Source organism: Gemmata palustris (assembly GCF_017939745.1).
Lineage (GTDB): Bacteria > Planctomycetota > Planctomycetia > Gemmatales > Gemmataceae > Gemmata > Gemmata palustris.
On the sequence record NZ_JAGKQQ010000001.1, the window covers coordinates 156,848 to 176,485 of the forward strand.

Below are 19,638 nucleotides of genomic sequence, written 5' to 3' on the forward strand. Positions count from 1 at the left end.
TCTGCGTTATCCGTGGCTCTTCTGCTTCTAAAGGGTCACGCACCCGGTAAACGCAGTTCGACTAGGAATCGGTCCAATTCCTCGACTGGTGGTTCTGTGGGGAGCGTGCTCGCTTCGTAGGCCGCGTTCAGGCGCGATTCCCATTCGTCGAGTTGTTGCGTGTGGAACGCGACATCCACGGCATTGAGCGTACCGAACTCGGCGTTCGCTTTGCGCGCGATCAGTTCCGGGATGAAGCCCAGCCGGAACCGCTCGTTGAGGGTGGGCAGGTGCGTTTGCACTTCGCCCGTTTCGAGCAGATGAACGCCGGTGAGCGCCACGCGGTACGCATACAGCAGCGTCTTCGCGCGCTTCGCCGTTTCCTTCTCGAAGAGCTTCCGCTGCGTGTGCAAGAACCCACGATAGTGGTTGTGACAGTGCTTCGTAACGCACTTCTGCGCGAGCGGGCGCAGGCGCGCGAGGAAGTCTGCGCCGTGTGCGACGAGCGGCGAGAAGACCTGTTCGAGCACGTACCCGTTGTGCTTGCACATCATGCGGAGGTATTTCCCGACTTCGTGGCTCACCGCTTCCAATTCGCGCCCCTCGAGTTCGCCCTTCGGCTCAACGGTGTCTGTGGGCTGCCGCAAACCGACGATCGCACGCAGCGGCGCGAGGAAGCACCCGCGCAGGTCGATGTCGCTGTCCGCCGAGGGGAAGCCGTAGACGTGCGACCCGCTGACCGTCCAGAACAGCGCGGTCGGCACGCGCTCGATGCCCCATTGCGCGAGTGCGGGTAAGTCGAGATCGTGGGCAGTGGTCATCAGCTTTCTCCGAGTCGCGGACGTCCGCTCTTGGCCACCAGTCAGGAGCCGTTCTGGGGGGTGGAGGTTCGGCGCGGTGCCGCGCGTTGGGTTGCGTCGAGCCAGAGGTGCTGGGCCGCGTAGCCCCGGTACGGGCGCCACGCTTCTGTGATCGGAGACTCAACCGCGCGCTTCAACACTAGGTCGGACCCGGGCCAGGCGTCGGAATCTCGCAATCCGCGCAGAGCGAAATACTCGACCGTCCACGGCCCGATTCCGGGCAGTGCGAGGAGGGTCGCTCGCACCGCGTTCTGGTCGGGATCGGTGAATACAAGTGCTCGATCCGCGACCGCCCGTGCGACCGCGCGCAGTGCCCGCACTCGCTGAGTCGGCATCCCGATCGAACTCAAATCACCGTCAGCGAGTACCTCCGGCGCGGGGAAGAGTAGATCCGGGGGCGCGGAATCGGAATTCGACATTCGGTGCCCGAAGCGCGTGGCGATTCGTCCCATGATCGTAGTTGCGGCGCGCACACTCACCTGTTGGCCGACGATCGTGCGAACGAGTAGCTCGAAGTGCGACCAGGCGCCGGGAACCCGGATACCGGGGCGCGCCGCAACCAGCGCGCTCATCCGCGGCTCGGTGGCGAGCGCGACTCGAACTGCTGCGGGGTCGGCGTCCAGATCGAACATTTGGCGCACGCGAGCGCGGATCGCGTCGGTGTGTCGTGCGACCGGCCCGCGGACCGAAACGCTTAACTGATGCTGGCTCGCGTGTGGCGCAACGGTGATGGTGCCCGTATCGCCGTCAATTTCCACCGCGCGCGTGTAGTGTCCGCTCTCGACAGTTTCGACACCGGTCGTCAATCGGCCGCTGAAGTAGCCCAGGAAGAACGCCCAGTCGAGCGGCGGCGCGTAATCCAGGTGCAGTGTGACACCGAGCAAGGCCATTCGGTATTCTCGTGAGAGGAACGAGATTTGTGGCGTGTGTGACAAGCGGGTGCTACTTCACCGCGTCGATGTCTGGCACGCCTTCCAGTCGAAGTAACAGCGCTTTGGCCGCGAGTCCGCCCGCGTACCCGGTCAATTTGCCAGACGAGCCGATTACGCGGTGACACGGGCCGATAATCGAAATCGGGTTCTTCCCGTTGGCCGCGCCGACTGCACGGGCGGACGTGGGGTGCCCGATTTGTCGGGCGAGTTCCCCGTAACTCCGAGTCTCACCGAAGGGAATGCTCAGTAGCGCGCGCCACACTTTCTGCTGGAACGGGGTGCCGACGAAATCGAGTGCGACCGAAAACACCTTCCGCGTACCCGCGAAGTATTCGTTTAATTGCTGTTCCGTCGCGACGAGCACCGGGTGGTGCGGGTCTTCCGAACCGGCTTCGAGTCGCACACGCAGCGGATCGTCGTTCTCCCAGAGAATTGCGGCCAGGCCCTTTTCGCTGCCGATGAGTTTGAGTTCACCAATGGGGGACGGCATCGTTTTGTAAACGTAACTCATTGCGAATCCTGTGGGGTCATCAGGTGTTGGGGTGTCGATTGTGAATTTTAGTTCAGAAGTGATCGCGGGTCTATGCTGCTTCGAGTGCGATCTGCGATCCCGGGCTCACTTTGGGGCGGCCCGAGAGTCGTGGCTCGGTCGGGAAGTGGGTGAATGTTGCGATCGTGCCGTATGTGCGGTTGTGTGAAGTGTTTTGGACGGACCGAGCCGTGATCGGAGGGCGGTCACTCGATCACGGCAATTCCCTGGATTGGCCGGTCGTTCAAGTCGTCGCCGTGAGGCGCGCGAGTGCTTCCTGGTACTTCGCCACGGTGCGCGTCACTACGGCTTCGGGCAGCACGGGCGGCGGGCTGGACTTGTCCCAGTCCGTCGTTTCGAGCCAGTCGCGGACGAACTGTTTGTCGAACGAAACTGGCGAGGAACCCGGCTGGTACGTGTCCTTCGGCCAGTAGCGCGAACTGTCCGGCGTCAGCACCTCGTCGATGAGGATGATCTCGCCGCTCGGGAGCCGGCCCCACTCGAACTTCGTGTCCGCGAGGATGATCCCGCGCTTCTCCGCGAACTCTGCCGCCCGGCGGTACACGTCCAGTGTCTTAGTTTTCAGCTCCGCCGCGGTCTCGGCCCCGACCGCTTTCACCATCTGCTCGAACGAGATGTTCTCGTCGTGCTCGCCGTCTTCGGCCTTCGTCGCGGGCGTGAAGATCGGCTCCGGGAGCTTGCTCGCGAGTTCCAACCCGGCCGGGAGCGGGATGCCGCACACGGTGCCGTGCGCCTGGTACTCCTTCCAGCCCGAACCCGCGAGGTACCCGCGCGCGACACACTCCACCGGCACGACGGTCGTTTTCTTGACGAGCATCGCGCGCCCTTCGAGTTCCTCTCGCTGGAACGCATTCGGCATCTGGGAGAGGTCCGCGCTGATGAGATGGTTCGGTATGTTGAGCTGCTTCAACCAGAAGAGCGTCAGCGCGGTGAGAATCACGCCCTTACCCGGGATCGGCGTGGACAGGATGTGATCGAACGCGCTGATGCGATCGGTCGCGACGATAACGAGTTTGTCGCCGAGATCGTACACGTCGCGCACCTTCCCGTGGCGCGGGGTGAATCCCGGTACCTGACTTTGAAATAACGGTTCTGCGGGCATAAATAGGAGGGGTTTGGGATGGGAGCCGGTTCGTACACGACGCGGCGGTTATTGTATGATCCGTGTTACCCGCTCGTTGGCACTCGCGGTTCGCCAATTAGCAGAGCGAACCGCGAGTGCCAACGAGCGGGTGTGCTTGCAGGTGGACCATGCTCAAACACGAAGCGAAGTTGATCGACCCGGACGCGCCACTGATCGTGTCGGCGCTGACGGACGCGACTGTCGCCGCGAACAAGCGGTGCCGCGCCCGGTTACTCGCGGACGATCCCGCGAAATGGCGGAAGTTCGCGCGGGCCGTTGCCGCGAAGCCCGAGGGGTGGGAGATGTTCCGCGGCGGGCGCGGCGGCGTACCCGCAACTCAGGTTCTCGCCGCGTGGTGGACCGATGCCATCGGGCGCAAGCACGTCGTCGTTCGCGGTCGGCGTGTTGAACATGACGAGGCGAAGCGGCTGCTCCTGAAAGAAGAACTCGCCGCGCGCACCCCGCTGTGGCACGCTTACCCCGAGTACGTCTGTCGGCGAACGGTGGGTGGCACGGAACAGATCGTGTGCGCTTGCGGGTGCGGCGCAGTGGGTACGCCCGAGTCGCTGGGCTGGATGGGTGAAACGTGCGGCCCGTGTTTTGACCGCAAGGAAGAACTGGGCGCGGCCGGACTACGCGCGAATTTACCGGGCGTGTTGTACGGCGAGCGCGACCCGCTCGGGGCGCTGGGCGTGCTGGCGTGCTCGCCGGACGGGAACCGCGTCGCGGCGCGCGAGGGGGACGACATCGTCTGCTATTGGGACATGCGGGCCCGCACCCCGCGCACTGTGATCGAATTCAGTGGCGGGCGGGTGACGGACGTGGCCATCACCTCGGACAATCAGCGCTTGCTCGTTACGGGGATGGGGTACCCGGACACGCGGATCGGGCTGTTGGCCGTGTTCGATGTGACGACCGATCCACCGCAGCGGATCGACACAGAGGGCACGCCCGCGTCGCCGGGGTTGCGCATCGTCGCGCTGCCCGACTCGAGGCTCGCGCTCTTTCACCGCTGGAGCGGCCGCAGCGTTGCGGAAATCGTTCGCATTCCTTCGGGTGAAGTCGTTCGTTCCCTCGACCTGAAACCCGATTCGTATGGCCGGTTCGCCCTTTCGCCCGATGGTACGCGGTTCATAACGTGCGGCCCCGATCCCGTCGTCGCCGGTGTGAATTCGATGCGCGTTTCCATGCGCCTGCCGATTGGGACGAACATTGTCGCCTTCTCGCACGACGGGAAACGGGTGTTCGCCCAGAACAACGGGCGGTTGGTGGCCTACGACTCGGTCACCGGCGCCCAGGTCATTTCTGTCACAACAAACCGTGACCGCGTTCCCGATTACACTCGGTCCCTCGCGATCGACCCGGCCGGCGAGTTCGTGTACGCGGGCAGCAATTACAACGGGCGGCTGTTCGTTGTGCGCGCTGATACGCTGAAGTTGCACGCGACGTTCGACTGGCACCTCGGTCCGATCAACGGCCTCGCGATCTCGGCCGACGGCTCGCGCCTCTTCAGTGCAGGAGGCGACGGGTGCGTGAAGGTGTGGCCGATCCGCGACCTGCTCCGGGGCACGTGAACGAACCCGGCGCCCCCGCCCGGCGTCCCTTATGGACGCGGATTTCCCCCGCACATAAGCCAAACTCACTCTGTCGAGAGCGGACGCCGTCCGCCGCAAGCAATAAAGGCCAAGCGATGCCGAGTTATCATCCCGCCGATGTCGAGCGCCGGTGGCAGCAGTTCTGGGAAACGAACAAGACGTTCCGCACGCCCGACCCCGGCGAACCGGGGACCGAGGGCAAGCAGAAGTGCTACATCCTGGACATGTTCCCGTACCCGAGCGGCGCGGGGCTGCACGTCGGCCACCCCGAAGGGTACACTGCGACCGACATCCTGGCGCGCTTCAAGCGCATGAACGGCTTCCACGTCCTGCACCCGATGGGCTGGGACGCCTACGGGCTGCCCGCCGAACAGTACGCGGTCGAGAAGAACGTTCACCCGCGTATCACCACGCGGAATAACATCGATACGTTCCGCCGGCAGATCAAATCGCTGGGCTTCTCCTACGACTGGGACCGCGAAGTCGACACCACCGATCAGAACTACTTCCACTGGACGCAGTGGATCTTCCTGACGATCTACGACACCTGGTACGACTCGGCGGCGAAGAAGGGGCGCCCCATTGCCGAACTGCCGATTCCCGACAGCGTGCGGAAACAGGGTGACGCACAGGTTCGCAAATATCAAGACAGCCACCGCCTCGCGTATCAAGCGGAAGTACCGGTGAACTGGTGCCCGGCGCTGGGTACCGTGCTGGCGAACGAGGAAGTCATTGACGGTAAGAGCGAGCGCGGGGGGCACCCCGTCGAGCGCCGACCGCTGCGCCAGTGGTTGATGCGAATCACGTCTTACGCCGAGCGACTGCTGGAAGACCTGGAGCCGCTGGACTGGTCGCACTCGATCAAGGAGATGCAGCGCAACTGGATCGGCAAGAGCGAGGGCGCGGAGGCCCACTTCGCACTGGCCGACAACTCCGCAACCATCACCGTGTTCACCACGCGCCCGGACACGCTGTTCGGCGCTACGTACATGGTGCTGTCGCCCGAACACGCGCTAGTACCGAAGATCACAACCGCAGAGCAACAGAAGGCGGTTCAGGATTATCAACAGGCCGCGAGCCGCAAGAGCGACTTCGAGCGCACCGAAACCGCGAAGAAGAAGACCGGTGTGTTCACCGGCGCATATGCGATCAACCCGGTCAACGATCAGCGGATTCCGATCTGGATCGCAGACTACGTGCTGGCGACCTACGGCACCGGTGCGATCATGGCCGTGCCGGGGCACGACGAACGTGACTTCGAGTTCGCCAAGCAGTTCGGGCTGCCCGTCATCACCGTTGTGAAACCGACCGACGAGTGGCTGAAGAAGACGGGCAGTTCGCTGAACGAATTGGAGGAGCCGTACTGCGAAGAAGGCGTCGCCATCAATTCCGGTGTTCTGGACGGCCTGCCCACACAAGAAGCGAAGCCGAAGATCATTGGGTGGCTGGAAGAGCGCAGCATCGGCACGCGAAGAGTCAATTACAAGCTGCGCGACTGGCTGTTCAGCCGCCAGCGCTATTGGGGCGAGCCGTTTCCGGTGCTGCACGGCGAGGACGGCGGTCTGGTCGCGCTGTCCCCGAGCGCGCTGCCGCTGGTCCCGCCCGACCTGGAAGACTTCAAGCCGACCGGCACGCCCGAAGGCCCGCTGTCGAAGGCGACGGATTGGGTGAACGTGGTGATCGGCGGGAAGAACTACAAACGCGAAACCAACACCATGCCGCAGTGGGCCGGGTCGTGCTGGTACTTCCTGCGCTACATCGACCCCAAGAACGGGGCCGAGTTCGCCGACCCTGCGAAGCTGAAATATTGGCTGCCCGTGGACCTGTACGTCGGGGGCGCGGAGCACGCAGTGCTGCACCTGCTGTACGCGCGGTTCTGGCACAAGGTGCTGTTCGATCGCGGCTACCTGCCGTGCCCCGAGCCGTTCCAGCGATTGGTGAACCAGGGCATGATTCTGGGGGAAATGGAACTGACTGCGTACCAGAAGGACGGCAAGTGGATTTCGTCCGCTGAGGTGAAGGAAGCAGAGAAAGATCTGGCCGAAGAAGGCCAGTCTACGTTCAAACCGGTGCGCATTACCGAAGAGCAAGTCGAGAAGAAAGGACCAACGTTCGTGCTCAAGGGCGACAATGGCGTCCGGGTCGAGGCGCGGGCGCACAAGATGTCCAAGAGCCGCGGGAACGTGGTGAACCCGGACGACATCGTGAAAGAGTACGGCGCCGACAGCCTGCGCCTGTACGAAATGTTCATGGGGCCGCTGGAAGCAGTAAAGCCGTGGAACACCAAGAGCGTCGAGGGCGTGTACCGGTTCCTGACGCGGGCGTGGCGGTTGATCGTCGATGACGGCGAGGACTTCAAACTGCACGCGGCCGTGAAGGACGTGGAACCGGACCGCGACACGCTCCGCGTGCTGCACCGGACCATTCAGAAGGTCGGTAAAGACACCGAGGGGCTGAGCTTCAACACGGCGATCTCCGCGATGATGGAGTTTGTGAACCACGCGACCAAACTGGAAACGCGCCCGCGCAGCATTCTCGACCCGTTCGTGCTGCTGCTCGCGCCATACGCGCCGCACGTCGCGGAAGAGTTGTGGCGCGCGCTGGGGCACACGAACACGCTGGCCTACGAGCCGTGGCCGAAGTTCGACCCAGAGTTGGTGAAGGCCGACGAGATCGACGTGCCGGTGCAGATCAACGGGAAGAAGAAGACCGTGCTGAAGGTGCCGGCGGAGATCGATGACGCCGCGCTGGAAGCGACCGCGTTGGCGGATGAGGCGGTGAAAGCTCAGATCGCCGGGAAGACCGTAAAGATGGTGAAGGTCGTGCCGCGCAAGCTGGTGAACATCGTCGTGGTGTGAGCACCAGCGCGCACAGGGGGGGCGCGGATGCACAGGGCTTCCGCCCTGTGCTACGTCAGACGGCCCCTACGGGGCGAAGACCAATGCCTGCAATGCCTTTGCCCCGGAGAGGCCGGCGTTTGTAGCACAGGGCGGGAGCCCTGTGCTTTCTTGTGCATTTCTGTGCCCTTCTACATTTCTGCGAGTGTGTGCCGATAGACCTTCGGGCCACCTGTTTGGTGCCCGAGGTCGGTTCGCGTGAGCACCTTCGGGGCTTCCGCCGGCTCGATGCGGTCCGCGAGGTAGCGGTCGAGCGCCATTAGCGGGAAGCACATCGGGTACAGCTCGCTCTTGAGCTTGCTACCGTGCGCGAAGTCGGTGCCCGTGAATGCGCTCTCGGTCCACGAGCCGTCTGCGTGCTGCGTGCCGACGAGGAACTCCGCTCCCGCGCGCACTTCGGCGCTTTCGCCTTCACCGGCCGCGAGTAACGCGAGCAGCGCCCATGCGGTTTCGGTAGGGGTTGAATCACCCCAACTGCCGTCCGCGTTCTGAGATTCTTTCAGCCACCGCACGGCCCGGCGCAGCGGGATCGCGAATGTGTCGAACCCGACCGCGTGCAGTCCGACGAGCACTTGGCTCGTTGTTGCGAGGGGATTCGTGCCCCAGCGGGTGCGCCAACTGCTGCTCACTTCCTGGTGGCTGAGTACGAACGCTACGGCCGTATCGACCGGCGGTTGCCCGGCACGGAACCCGAAGTGGCTGAGTGCTTCGAGAACGCGCGCGGTCAGCGCGGGGCAACTCGGGTCGGCCCTCAGCCCGCGGTCGAACGCGGCCCATCCGCCGTCGCGGTTCTGCATGGCCAACAAGAAGTCGAGCGCCCGGCACACCGCCCCGTTACACGTTTCGCGCAGCGCGTAACCACTTCGCGCGAGCGCGATCAGCGCCAGCGCCGTGCTATCGGTGTCCGTGAAGCCGGCGTTCCGAGTCTCGAACTCTAACAGCCACTGCGCGGCCGATTCGCCTCGCGCCGAACCGTTCCCTGTTCCCGTACTCGCGGCGCTGAGTGACAACGCCGTATCGCGCACGGGTGATTCAGACGGGCGCACGCGGAGCGTGTCGCCATCGACTACGCACAGGGCGCCGAGTTGCTTCAACACCCACCGCATTTCGCTATCGTCGGTGGGCACACCCAGGCACTTGAGCACGACCGCGTTCAGTGTCAGCGCTCGAAACCGCGTGCCGGGGCCGGCTGCGGAATATCGCGCGCGAATCCAGTTGGCCGCAGCGCGGACCGCGCGCCGGCGGAGCGGCCCGAACCCGCGCCGTTCGTGCCGGGCTTCGGGGGACCGAACGAACAGTTCGCCGACGTGCATCGCCTCGGGAAGGGGCGTGACGGGCTCGTGCGCGCGGATCACGCCGAGCGCGACGCGAACGGGCCGCTCCCACGCGGGCGTTGCGCCGATGCCGCGGAGCCACTTCGGTAAGAGGACCGTCTCAACCGGCACCGTCGGGCACACGGAGTACGGAATCTGAGCGAGCATCGCGAGGTAGAAGCGTGTGAGTGCGTCGCTCGCCTCCGCGCCGCCGAGTGCGCGGATCGCGCTGGCCGCGCGCTGCATTTGCGGCTCGTCTGCCGTGTAGCCCGCGATCTTCAGTGCGAAGTACGACCGCACGGATGGGCCGACGTCGCCCCACGAATCGGTCGCCTGTTGCTGCTTCAAGAGGTAATTGGCGGCGAGCGGGATGCGTGGGTCGTCGGCACGCCCGAGGAACGCGAGTAGAAGAACCAGTTCGGCGCCGAGGTTCTGATCGTCTTCGAGTTCACCGAGCCAGTGGCCGTCCGGCTCCTGGCACGCGATCAGTGCCGCGCGCCCGCGGGCACCGGTGCCGGCCAGTTCCTCGAACCAGGCCGCGTCGCGCTCGGAGAGAGAATTATCGGTGAGTAAATGCGGGGGTTTCACGGTGCGGAGTCCTTTCCTGCCGTGTCAGTGCGGAAGAGCGAAGAACTGTACCGAACCGCTCACCCCGATCGCAAGGGCAACCCGGGGCGAGCGCGCACGAGCCGGCGAAACGGGTCACGCGGCTTTCTTCGCGTAGTGGTCGAGGCGCGCGTTGCCCGTGAGCGTCGCGAACACGCGGCGGATCTGGTCGAAGCCGTCGCGCAGGAGGAACCCGGAGTTGCGCCCGTAACTCTTCGCGCCGAGGATGAAGTAATTCGACTCGCCGGTTTCAGGGAGGCCGATCGGATCATTCACGCGCAGCCCGTCACTGATGCGCAAATCGGCCCGGTAGCCGACGTTGGCGATCACGCGCTCCACTTCCCACGAGACGGGCTTGCCGTTGCTCCGCCCGGCCACGCGGAAGCCCTGATCCGGTCCGTGGCAGATAACCTCGTCGAGGACGGTTTGCGGGTGGAACTCCAGGTGGCCGTCGCACCGGGTCGCGAGAGAGTTCGCTTTGGTTGCGAGGCGGTCGCGCTCTTTCAGTGGGTCGTTGGGCATGCGCGGGAGCGGTTGTCCGCGCGGGCCGCGCGTGAGCCAGAACACCCAGGTGTCGTTCGCTTCTTCCGCGAGCGTCGCAAGGGCACAAATGGCCGAGGCCGCGGAGTACCCGTCGCCCACGAGGATGATGCTCTTGTTCGCGTAGTGCGCGCGTTTCTCGCCCAAAATGTCTTCCAGCCCCCAGGCAATGTGCGGACGCGCGGCCAGTTCGCCCACGGCGGGGATGTTGCCGTCGCCGAGGCGGTACGGCGTGATGTACGTGCCGGTGCAATCGAGTACCGCGTCGGCGGTTTCGATGCGCTCCTTGCCCGCGCCGTCGCGCACGAGCAACCGGAACGGCAGGCGCTCCGCGACTTCCGACTTCTTCACACCCGCCGCGCGCCCGACTTGCAGCACGGCCGCTTCGAGGTTGAGGGATTCGAGGAGCGTTTCGGATTCCGCGAGCGGGAGCAGGTAGAAATCGAGGAACTCGCGCCCGGTGAGGAGATCGGGTTCTGTGGGTATCGAGCGCGACCCTTTTTCGCGCCGTACTTCGGTGAGGCCGAGAGGCGTCGCGTTCATGCCGAACGGCGTAAACATTCGTGCGTGGCCCCAGCGCCGCACGTGCTCGCCGACCGGTCCGCGATCGAACACCGCGACCGTGAACCCGCACGCCTTCGCGTACAGTGCCGCTTCGATTCCGATCGGTCCCGCGCCGATAATTGCAATGCGAAGGGATTGAGTTTTGAGCATGTTCCCTCTTCCTGTCGAACGGCCGGCGCGAGCCGGCTGGTGAAAATGGCATTGTTGGCCACGTCACCAGCCGGCTCGCGCCGGCCGTTCGACAGGAAAGGTTACACTCCGGCCGGTTCCGCCTGCAACGTGAGTCGCGCGCGGAGCGCGTCGCACGCCGCGTTCAGCCATTCGGCCGGAGGGAGCCCGTAGGGGCGGAACTTCTCCGGGCGCTCCTGCTCGTCTTGCAGGTACAGCGCGCGGTGCCGGCCGAGCTTCGACGCGGTGGGCGCGTCCATGAGCGTGCTGGAATCGGTCGCGCTCATCTGGAACAGCACACGCATCGCGAACTCGCGCACCAGCGGTCGATCGAACGCGCGGTTCAGGTTCACCAGCGAATCGCACCACACGATCGCGTGGACCCCGGCGAGCGGGCCGTCGCGCAGAATCGTGGTGAGACGCTCGGCGGGCGTCGGTTCGCGCTCGCCCCTTCGACCGAAGCTGAAATCGTCGTCCGCTTTGCGGAGTTCGCGGAAGCGGTGGACGCCGAAGATCAGCACGAACCGCGGTGACCGCTCGGCTTCGCCCTTCTGTCGGCGCTCGACCTCACTTGCGAGTTCCGCGAGCGCTGCGGGAAGCCCCATCCGGTTCGGGCAGGTCGCGTTCGGCAATTGCTCCGCGAACTTGCGGAGGTACTCGGCCTCGTCCGCGTCGTCGGGCGTGCCGTCGAGAATGGTGAAGGTGGGAGCGGGGGTAGGTCTTACCAACTGTGCCGCGAGGCTCAGCACCGAGGACACGAACAGCGCGCGGGCCGCGTCTTCGCTCTGCCCGATCATCAACAGGTTCGCGCCGCCGTGTGCGCGGAACATCGCGGCGGTCGGTTCCTTGATCGCGACCGGGTCGCCGAGCCACGCAGTCGGGACTTTGACCGGTGCGGGTTCCGCGAGTTGCTTCGCCAGGACGCGGTTGTTCGCGAGCGCGGCCGAGGTGTTCCCGCTAAACACGAGCGGAGCGGGCCAGCGGTCCCCGGCGCGCTTGTGCAGGTCTTCGAGTACCTGCTCGCGCTTCTCTTCCGCGAGCCACACTACCTGGAAGGGGTCGTTCCCCTCCACGAGCCCGTTCTGGTCGTTGTAGATCGCTTCGCCGGGCCGCGAGAGCAACCGGGCCGCGGTGTTGTCCTTGCTGAGAATGAGCTGCGCGTCCGCGTCCGAACACTGGAGCGCGACGCGGACGGCCATTTGGTCGATGGTGCTGCGGGCGAGCGAGTACGCGCCGCCGAGCGTTTGCGATCCGAGTAGCACGTGCAGCCCGAACGCGCGCCCCTGCCGGACGAGCCGGTCGAGCAAGAGAGAGGCTTCTTGTGCGAGTTTGTCGTCCTCGGTGAAGAAAGCCTGGAACTCGTCGATCACGAGCAGGATGCGGGGCGTTTTTTCGTCCGGCTTCGCGGCGCGGTAACCGGCCAAATCGTTTACGCCCGCGTCGCGGAACTTTTCGCCGCGCTCGCGCAGGATGCCGTCGAGCCGCTGCAGCACGCTCAACCCGAACTCGCGCTCGCTCTGAATCGCGACGACGCGGGCGTGCGGTAAGCGGTAAGTCGCGTACCACTGGAACTCGACGCCCTCCTTGAAGTCGATGAGGTACAGTTCCGCTTCGTCCGGGCTGTACGTAAGCGCGAGGTTCGTAATCAGTGCGTGGAGCAGCGTGGATTTACCGGACCCGGTTTTCCCCGCGACGACGGCGTGTTGTGCGGTACCGCGTCCGAGCGAGAAGAGCTGCTTCCGAGTGGCACCCGCGCGCCCGACGGCTACCTCGAATCCCTTCGCGGCGCTGCCGGTCCACACGTCGCCGGGCTTCGGTGCGATGTACTCGAACGGCACCTCCACGCGGACGGCTTCCTTGCTCGCCTTGCCGATTCGCTGAACGAGCGCGGCCACGGTCGAGGGTTCCGGCGGCTTGTCGAGTGCGGGCGGGAACGGTGCGAGGGCCGGGTCTTTCGGTACGAATCGGCCTTCTTTCCACGCGAGTGTGTAACTGGCTGCTTCCAAATCCGCGAGGTTGAAGTCACGCGGCATCGCGGCCTTCGTGTCCGCGGTCACGAGAACGCAGACGCCGCACGACGGACCGCTGTTCGCGAGGCTCACGAGGCGCTTTGCGGCTTCCGGGGTGAAGTTGTTCGGGAAGTTCGCCACCACCAGCACGCGGTACGGCTCGGCCACTTCGCCCGCCGCCTTGTTGTACTCCTCGATCGACTTGTACTGGTTACGCAGGTACTTCTGGATCACGCTCGCGGTGTGGTCGGTGAGGTCCGTGAGGCGCTGTTCGATGTCGCGCGGTTCGGTCCAGATTTGCGACGTGACCAGCTTCTCGTCGTGGTCCGCGAGGTGCATGAACGCGGCGAAGTTGTCGCCGAGGCTGACGGGGTCGACGATGGTGAACCGCACCTTGCCCGGCGGTAGTCCCGTAAGGAACCGGAGCATCATTGACTGAAGCGCGGATACACCCGCAGCGCGTCCCTCGTCGCGACAGCGCAACAGCACGGAGCACTTGTCGGGGAAGGGGAGGTACGCCGGAATTGCGCCATAAAGGGCCGCGGGCGCGGCGAGGCGCTCGTCGGTGGGGACCGCGTCCGTGATGGCGTTCAGGTCGACGTTGAGTTCGCCGAACCGCACCCCGGCCGGAACCTGGTTCGCAAGCGCGCGTGAGGCGGCGAATTCGTCCCAAGCGGGAAAGGTAGACGCGCCCGCGGTTCGCAGCTCGCCAAACGTGTTTGCGACTTCGTTGGTTGTGCCGTTCCACCGGTCCGCCATCGCGTTCCACGCATCGTCGCGGACGGCGGTCGCGGTGGCCATTTTCTCGCCGAACGACTGTTCTGCGGCACCCAATTCCGCGCCGAGACGGGTCTCGATCTCGGTCTTCTTCGCGAGGTAACTCTCATCGGTCGCTTGGGTCTCGCTGACGCGCTTGCGTCGGATACGTTCGGCGCCGAGCGCGAAATCCGAGTCGATCCGAACCAGTTCCTCCTCGAACTGCTTCTTCTGGGTCGCCAGTAGCGGGACGTAGTACTCGTCCGTTTTCTGGCGCTCGCGGGCGTGTTTTTCGCGGAGGCGCTTGATCTCGGCCACGAACTCGGCGGAGGCATAGTCGGCGAGCAGTTGGCACGAGCGCGCGGACTCCGCGAGGCGCTCGGCGATCACCTTACCCTGCCGAACGGTGGACTGCCGGCCGAGCGACCGGACGAGCAGCCACAACGCCAACCCGAGCGCAACCCCGATGCCAGCGGTGGCGGGAAGGGCGGTGTCCGCGGGGAGGAACGAGAACGTGCTCGCGCCGATGCCGGTCGCGAGCGCGAGGAAGAAGAGCAACCCACCGAAGCGGCCCAGACCCGGTAAGCGACTCGCCCGCAGTTTCGCGATGGTCTCCTCGGCCGAGGCGAGCCACTTGTTCATCCGCTTGATCGGGTCGTCGTCCGTCGGTTCGGGAAGTTCGCCCGCGAACTCGACCTCCGCGCGCGAAACGCGGCCCCGCTTGAACAGCGGTTCGGCCTCGGCCCACAGCGCATCAACCTGTTCGCGCCCGGCCGCGGCCTTGCGCTGGAGCGTGTCGAGTTGCTCCTTCGCGGTCTTTTCGCCCGCTTCGTACAGCGTGTTGTGGCTCCAAATTTGTTCGTCGTACTTGGTCTGGCCGTTCTTTTGCGCCGTGTTGAACCGGTCCGTAGTCAGCTTCCGGCGGTCGTCGCGGTTGCGCTCGTTGGCGACCTGCTCGACCGTGAATTCGCGCGCCATGCGCTCCTGAATCGCGGCGCGCTCGGCGTCGAGTTCGCCGACCCCCTTTTCGAGTGCGGCGGCGTGGCCCTTTCTCGCGCGCAACACCTCGCGCTCGGCCTTTTCGCTCGTGGTCTCGAACGCGGCGGTGAGTTCGGCTTCGGAGGCGGCCCGGGCGCGGGCCGCTTCGGAGAGGCGCGCGAGGGCGGACCGTTGGCGATCGAACAGGTTGTCGGACATGGCGGCACCGTAATCGGGCGAAGAGATCGTGCGCACGATAAACGCGGAAGTGGGAACTCGGGAGACTCACGACCCGAACTCGCACTCCTGGCGGATCTGCGTGAACAGAACGGCGAGCTGGTCGATGGCCCGCAGCGCGTCACTCACGGCGCGGTCGAGCGGTTCGACGACGCGCTCCTCGTGTTCCTGGTGGACGGTGTCGTCCCACGAAGTGAACGTCTCGTTCCACTTCGCGCGGGCGGTCTTTTGCGCATCATAAATCTGGCTGCGTGTGGCACCGAATCGCATTTATTCCCCCTCCCGCGCGCCGCCTTCGGGAGACGGCGCCGAACTCGTTTCACTTGTGCTCGGTTCACCCGCAGTTGCTTCCGCTGGGGTTTCTTCGCTCACGCCTTTCGCGGGAGCGGCGGGGGTGATCGGCGCCGCACTCGCGCTCGGCCCCGGCGCGTAATCCGGGCGCAGCCCGGCGTAACTCTCCAGTGCCCCGATGCGGCGCGTCAATTCGGTCCGGGAATTGGGTAGGTCGGCTTCGAGGATCGACTTGAGTCGGCGCGACGGCCCCGTGAACACCTCGTCGACCATTTTGGGGAGCCGACCGATCCACCGGCGCACGGTTTCGACCTTCTCCTCCGCGTGCTCCTGCCTCGCTTTTGCGAGGCGCAGGGCCTTCTCTTGCACCGTGCAGTCCGGGTCGCGCCCGTCCCAGGTGGGGAACTTGCGCTGGGCCAGTTCCGCCTTCGCGCGCACGACCTCTTCTTCGCAGTCGCGCACGGCCCGCTGCCAGCGCGCGAGCTGCTCGCCGAGCCAGTCGAACGCGCGGTGGATCTCGAGGTCCACGCCGGCCATCGCCTCGCTCAGCCCGTCACCGTAATTGGTGAGGGCCGCGTGCCAGTCGATAACCGCGGCGATGGAGCGGACGTCTGCGGACATGGTCGGCTTCCGTCGAAAGTCGTCGAGTCGTAAAGTCGAAAGGTCCGAAAGCCACGAGGAGGTTTTCGACTGTACGACCTTCGACTTTACGACTTGGGACAAGGCTATCGTTGGGACAGGTACTCTTCGATCCGCTCGGCCTTGCGGAGAAGGAACGGGATGTGCTCACCGGACACTTCCAAGAAGCGCTCCAGGACGAGCATCGTGGCTTCAAATTCTTGCCGGAAGCGGTCGTGTTCTTGGTCGCGCCAACTGTCGCCGAGGGCCATGAGTTGGCCGTGGAGCCCGGCGAGGGCGGACTGCATGTCGGCGTTGAACCGCTTCAAGTTGCTGGCGAACCGTCGCACTTCGGCGGGGTCCACGATGGCCTGCGACATGGCGCGAACTCCTTCGTGCAAATGACGTGTGGGCCGCGAGCGGCTACTCCATAATACCACGGCCGCGCCAAATGTGTTGGCGCGGCCGTGGGGTTTCACGTTTGGCCGGGGCCGGTTACGGCAGCTCGAGCACATACGCGGTGCCGTCGGCGTTGGCGGTCACGACGGACTTGCCGTCCGGGGTGTAAGCGGCCCCGTTGATCGCGACCGGCACCGCCCACGTGCGGAGCTCCGCGATCTTCTTGTCCTTGAACTCGGTCAGCGACCACGCCTTGATTTCGCGGTCGTTACTGATGGTGACGAAGGTCTTGCCGGTCGGCGACACGATCAGCGACCGCACGCCGGTCTTGTGTGCCTTACCGTCCGCGATCACGTCCCGCTTCTCGATGTCGCCGATCTTCACCAGCCCCTCGTCGTCGACCCCGACGAGGTACTTCTTGTCGGCGGTGACGCCGAGGTCCGCGAAGCCGCGCTGGAACAGTGCCCAGTCGCCTTTAATTCGTTCCTTCTTGGCCAGATCGAAGATGCGGACGGTACCGGCGTTGTCGCCGGCCACGGCCCACGCCAGATCCGGCGTGAACGTCGCCGACCGGACGTCCCGGTTCGTATCGGGAACCGATGCGAGCGGCTTGCCCTTCGCGTCGTAGAGTTCGTAAGTGTTGTTCTTCAGTTCGCCGACCGACTGGCGCGAGGCCCACGCGCCGACCTTCGCGCCGTCGGCCGAGGCCACCACCGTGTACACTTCGCCGGTCGGGACCGCTTCGCCCGCGCGGGGCGGGGTGGTGCCCCAGAAGTGGAGCCGGCCGACGGTGCCCGTCGGGACGCGCCCGCCCATGACCACGCCGTCGTTGCCCAGGAACGCGATCGCGAACGGCGTGTCCGCGTTGCCGACGAGCGTGGCCACTTCTTTGCCGGTCGCGACGTCCCAGATCTTGATCGTCTGATCGGTGCCGGCCGTGGCCACGAACTTCCCGTTCGGGCTGACGGCCACCGCGTTCACCGCGAGCACGTGCCCGCCGGCCGCGCTCGCCCCGTCCAGCGGCGGGAGCTCGAAGACGCGGAGCGCGTTGTCCTTTTCCGAGGCGACGGACGCGACGAACCGCCCGTCCGGGCTGAACGCGACCGACGTGACCCAGTCCGTGTGCCCGCGGAGCCCGCGGACCTCGGTCTTGGTTTGCACGTCCCACACGCGCACGACCGCGTCCGCCCCGGCCGCCGCGACGAACCGCCCGTCCGGGCTGAAGCAGACCGTGGACAGCGGCGAGAACCCGGTCGCGCTGTTCGGCACCACCTGGCCCTCGAACTTTACGAGCTGGGCCAGTGTGCCGGTCTCGCCGACGGACCAGACGCGCAGCGCCCCGTCGCCGCCGACGCTGGCGAGCCGGCTCCCGTCCGGGCTGTAGCAGACGCAGGTGGTCCCGGCCATGTGCGCGCCCTGCGCGGACAGTTCCTTCGGCGTGCTCCCGGTGACGTCCAGGATCGCCAGCCCGCCGTCCGCGATGCCGACCGCGACGTGCCGGCCCCCCCTACGAACCGAAACGGCACACGCGGCCTTGCGCGACACCCATTTCCAGACTTCCTTGCCGGCCGCGTCGAATCCCCGGACGGTCGCGTCCGCCGAGCCGGACACCACGAGGTTGCCGTCCTCGCTCGCCGCGACCGCGAGCACCGCCAGGTTGTGGCCGGCCAGTTCCTTCGCGACCTTCTTCCCGCTCACGTCCCACACCTTGACGATCTTGTCGCCGCCGCCCGCGACGAGCAGGTTGCTGTCCGGGAGGAACGCGAGCGCGGTCATCGCGGCGCCCGCGTCGAGCGTCGCTTCGAGTTTGCCGGTCTCCGGGTCGTACACGCGGACCTTCTTGTCCGCCCCGGCCGCGGCCACGCGCTTCCCGTTCGGCGAGACCGCGACCGCCCACAGCGACTCCGCGGACTCCTTCATCGCCCGGTGGTCGTCCACGGTGTTCAGATCCCACACGCGCACGGCGCCGTCATCGGACGCGGACGCGACCTGCTTGCCGTCGCCGCGCACGGCCACTGCGGTGGCCTTCGTCATGTGCCCCTGGAACGACCGGAGCTGTTTCCCGGAGGTCACGTCCCACACGCGCACCGTCTTGTCCTCGCTGCTGGTGACGAGGAACTTGCCGTCGTTCGTTACGGCCAGGCCGGTCACGGGTCCGGAGTGCCCGATGAAGTCGCGGAGCTTGGTCGCGGTGTTGCCGGCGCTCGTACCGTCCGGGCCCGGCCCGGCGGTGAGGCGCACCTTGCCGTCGCGCCCGCCGGAGAACACGCTCGCGCCGTCGCTGCCGAACGCGACGCCCATGACCTCGAGCGTGTCCACCCCCTGCACGCCCATTGCGATCTGGTTGGCCTTGGCCTGCGGCACGTACACCGCGATCTGCGAGTTGCTGTCGCCGACCGCGACCAGTTTCCCGTTCGGGCTGAACGCGACCCGCTCGATGCGGACGTTGCGCGACGGGCTGGTGTAGACCGCCTTACCGGTATCGAAATCGATCACCCGCAGGACGCCGTCCTCCGAACCGATCGCGAGCAGCTTCCCGTCCGGGCTGAACGCGAGCGCCTTGATGGGCTTGTCCGTCTTGCCGAGGTTCACGAGCGTCTTGATGGGTTTGCCCGTGGTCGGCTCCCAGGTGTGGACCTGGTTGCCGCTCGACGACGCGATCACCTTTTCCTTCGGGTGGAACACGACGTCGGTCGTCCCGAGGACGTTGGTGCTGGCGCGCGTGGGATCGTCGGGCTGGTCGACGTGGCCGCGGTAGGTCGCGACCTCGCGCCCGTTGCCCAGGTCCCAGACCTTCACGTTGAAGTCACGGCTCGCGGACGCCAGGAGCAGCCCGTCCGGGCTGTACGCGAGGGCGTTCACGCGGTCCGCTTGGCGCATCCGGGACTCGCCCAGGACACGCGCGACGTGCGGCGGGAGACCGGGCGGCAGGTACGGCAGTTGCCAGCGCGCGTCGCGGAGGTTCCGCAGCGCGGCCTTGAAGTTCTCGCCCTTCGCGGCGTCCTCGGCGCGCTTCGCGAGGTCGTCGGCCTTCCCGAGCGTGTCCGCCGGGAACTTGGCTTTGAGGGCCTGTTCGCGCTCGGCCTGGAACTTTTCGCGGAGCGCCTTGACCTCGTCGGCCGTGGGGCCGGTGGGCTCCGCGGCCACGAGCGGCACCGCGAGCGCGCCGGCGAGGAGCATCAACACGGCGGGTCGAACGACACGAGACATGGCGGCCTCACAC

13 protein-coding genes are annotated in these 19,638 nt (G+C 65.9%); 2 read left to right on the forward strand and 11 right to left on the reverse strand.

What is annotated here, in order from left to right; translation table 11 throughout:
• Positions 1-35 precede the first annotated feature (35 nt).
• From J8F10_RS00730 to J8F10_RS00745, 4 genes are all read right to left on the reverse strand, one after another.
• On the reverse strand, positions 36-800 hold the full coding sequence (locus J8F10_RS00730; protein WP_210651637.1) for a nucleotidyltransferase domain-containing protein: 765 nt from the start codon (positions 798-800) through the stop codon (positions 36-38).
• A gap of 41 nt (positions 801-841) precedes the next feature.
• Positions 842-1,729, reverse strand: a complete 888-nt coding sequence (locus J8F10_RS00735; protein ID WP_210651639.1) for a DNA-3-methyladenine glycosylase family protein — start codon at positions 1,727-1,729, stop codon at positions 842-844.
• 52 nt (positions 1,730-1,781) lie between these two features.
• Complete coding sequence (locus tag J8F10_RS00740; protein ID WP_210651641.1) at positions 1,782-2,282, reverse strand: methylated-DNA--[protein]-cysteine S-methyltransferase; 501 nt, start codon at positions 2,280-2,282, stop codon at positions 1,782-1,784.
• Positions 2,283-2,544: 262 nt separating this feature from the next.
• Positions 2,545-3,423, reverse strand: a complete 879-nt coding sequence (locus J8F10_RS00745; RefSeq protein WP_210651646.1) for a phosphoribosylaminoimidazolesuccinocarboxamide synthase — start codon at positions 3,421-3,423, stop codon at positions 2,545-2,547.
• A 149-nt stretch (positions 3,424-3,572) separates the two neighbouring features.
• Between J8F10_RS00745 and J8F10_RS00750 the strand changes: the two genes are divergently transcribed.
• Both J8F10_RS00750 and leuS read left to right on the forward strand, forming a co-directional pair.
• Positions 3,573-5,018: a WD40 repeat domain-containing protein gene (locus tag J8F10_RS00750; RefSeq protein ID WP_210651648.1), complete on the forward strand. Its 1,446-nt coding sequence runs from the start codon at positions 3,573-3,575 to the stop codon at positions 5,016-5,018.
• Between the two features lie 116 nt (positions 5,019-5,134).
• Positions 5,135-7,897: a leucine--tRNA ligase gene (gene leuS / locus J8F10_RS00755; RefSeq protein ID WP_210651650.1), complete on the forward strand. Its 2,763-nt coding sequence runs from the start codon at positions 5,135-5,137 to the stop codon at positions 7,895-7,897.
• Between the two features lie 170 nt (positions 7,898-8,067).
• Here leuS and J8F10_RS00760 read toward each other — a convergent pair whose 3' ends face one another.
• The 7 genes from J8F10_RS00760 to J8F10_RS00790 form a co-directional block, all read right to left on the reverse strand.
• Positions 8,068-9,837 carry a prenyltransferase/squalene oxidase repeat-containing protein gene (locus J8F10_RS00760; protein WP_210651652.1) on the reverse strand — a complete coding sequence of 590 codons (1,770 nt, stop codon included), beginning with the start codon at positions 9,835-9,837 and terminating at the stop codon, positions 8,068-8,070.
• Between the two features lie 114 nt (positions 9,838-9,951).
• Positions 9,952-11,109, reverse strand: coding sequence for an NAD(P)-binding domain-containing protein (locus J8F10_RS00765; RefSeq protein WP_210651654.1), 1,158 nt, complete (start codon positions 11,107-11,109; stop codon positions 9,952-9,954).
• 101 nt (positions 11,110-11,210) lie between these two features.
• Positions 11,211-15,125, reverse strand: coding sequence for an FtsK/SpoIIIE domain-containing protein (locus tag J8F10_RS40170; RefSeq protein WP_210651656.1), 3,915 nt, complete (start codon positions 15,123-15,125; stop codon positions 11,211-11,213).
• A gap of 30 nt (positions 15,126-15,155) precedes the next feature.
• On the reverse strand, positions 15,156-15,377 hold the full coding sequence (locus tag J8F10_RS00775) for a hypothetical protein (RefSeq protein ID WP_210651658.1): 222 nt from the start codon (positions 15,375-15,377) through the stop codon (positions 15,156-15,158).
• Positions 15,378-16,019, reverse strand: coding sequence for a hypothetical protein (locus tag J8F10_RS00780; RefSeq protein WP_210651660.1), 642 nt, complete (start codon positions 16,017-16,019; stop codon positions 15,378-15,380). It lies immediately after the preceding gene.
• Between the two features lie 104 nt (positions 16,020-16,123).
• Complete coding sequence (locus tag J8F10_RS00785; RefSeq protein WP_210651662.1) at positions 16,124-16,396, reverse strand: WXG100 family type VII secretion target; 273 nt, start codon at positions 16,394-16,396, stop codon at positions 16,124-16,126.
• 115 nt (positions 16,397-16,511) lie between these two features.
• The gene (locus tag J8F10_RS00790; protein WP_210651664.1) at positions 16,512-19,625 is read right to left on the reverse strand and encodes a WD40 repeat domain-containing protein; all 3,114 of its coding nucleotides are present in this window, start codon (positions 19,623-19,625) and stop codon (positions 16,512-16,514) included.
• Positions 19,626-19,638 lie beyond the last annotated feature (13 nt).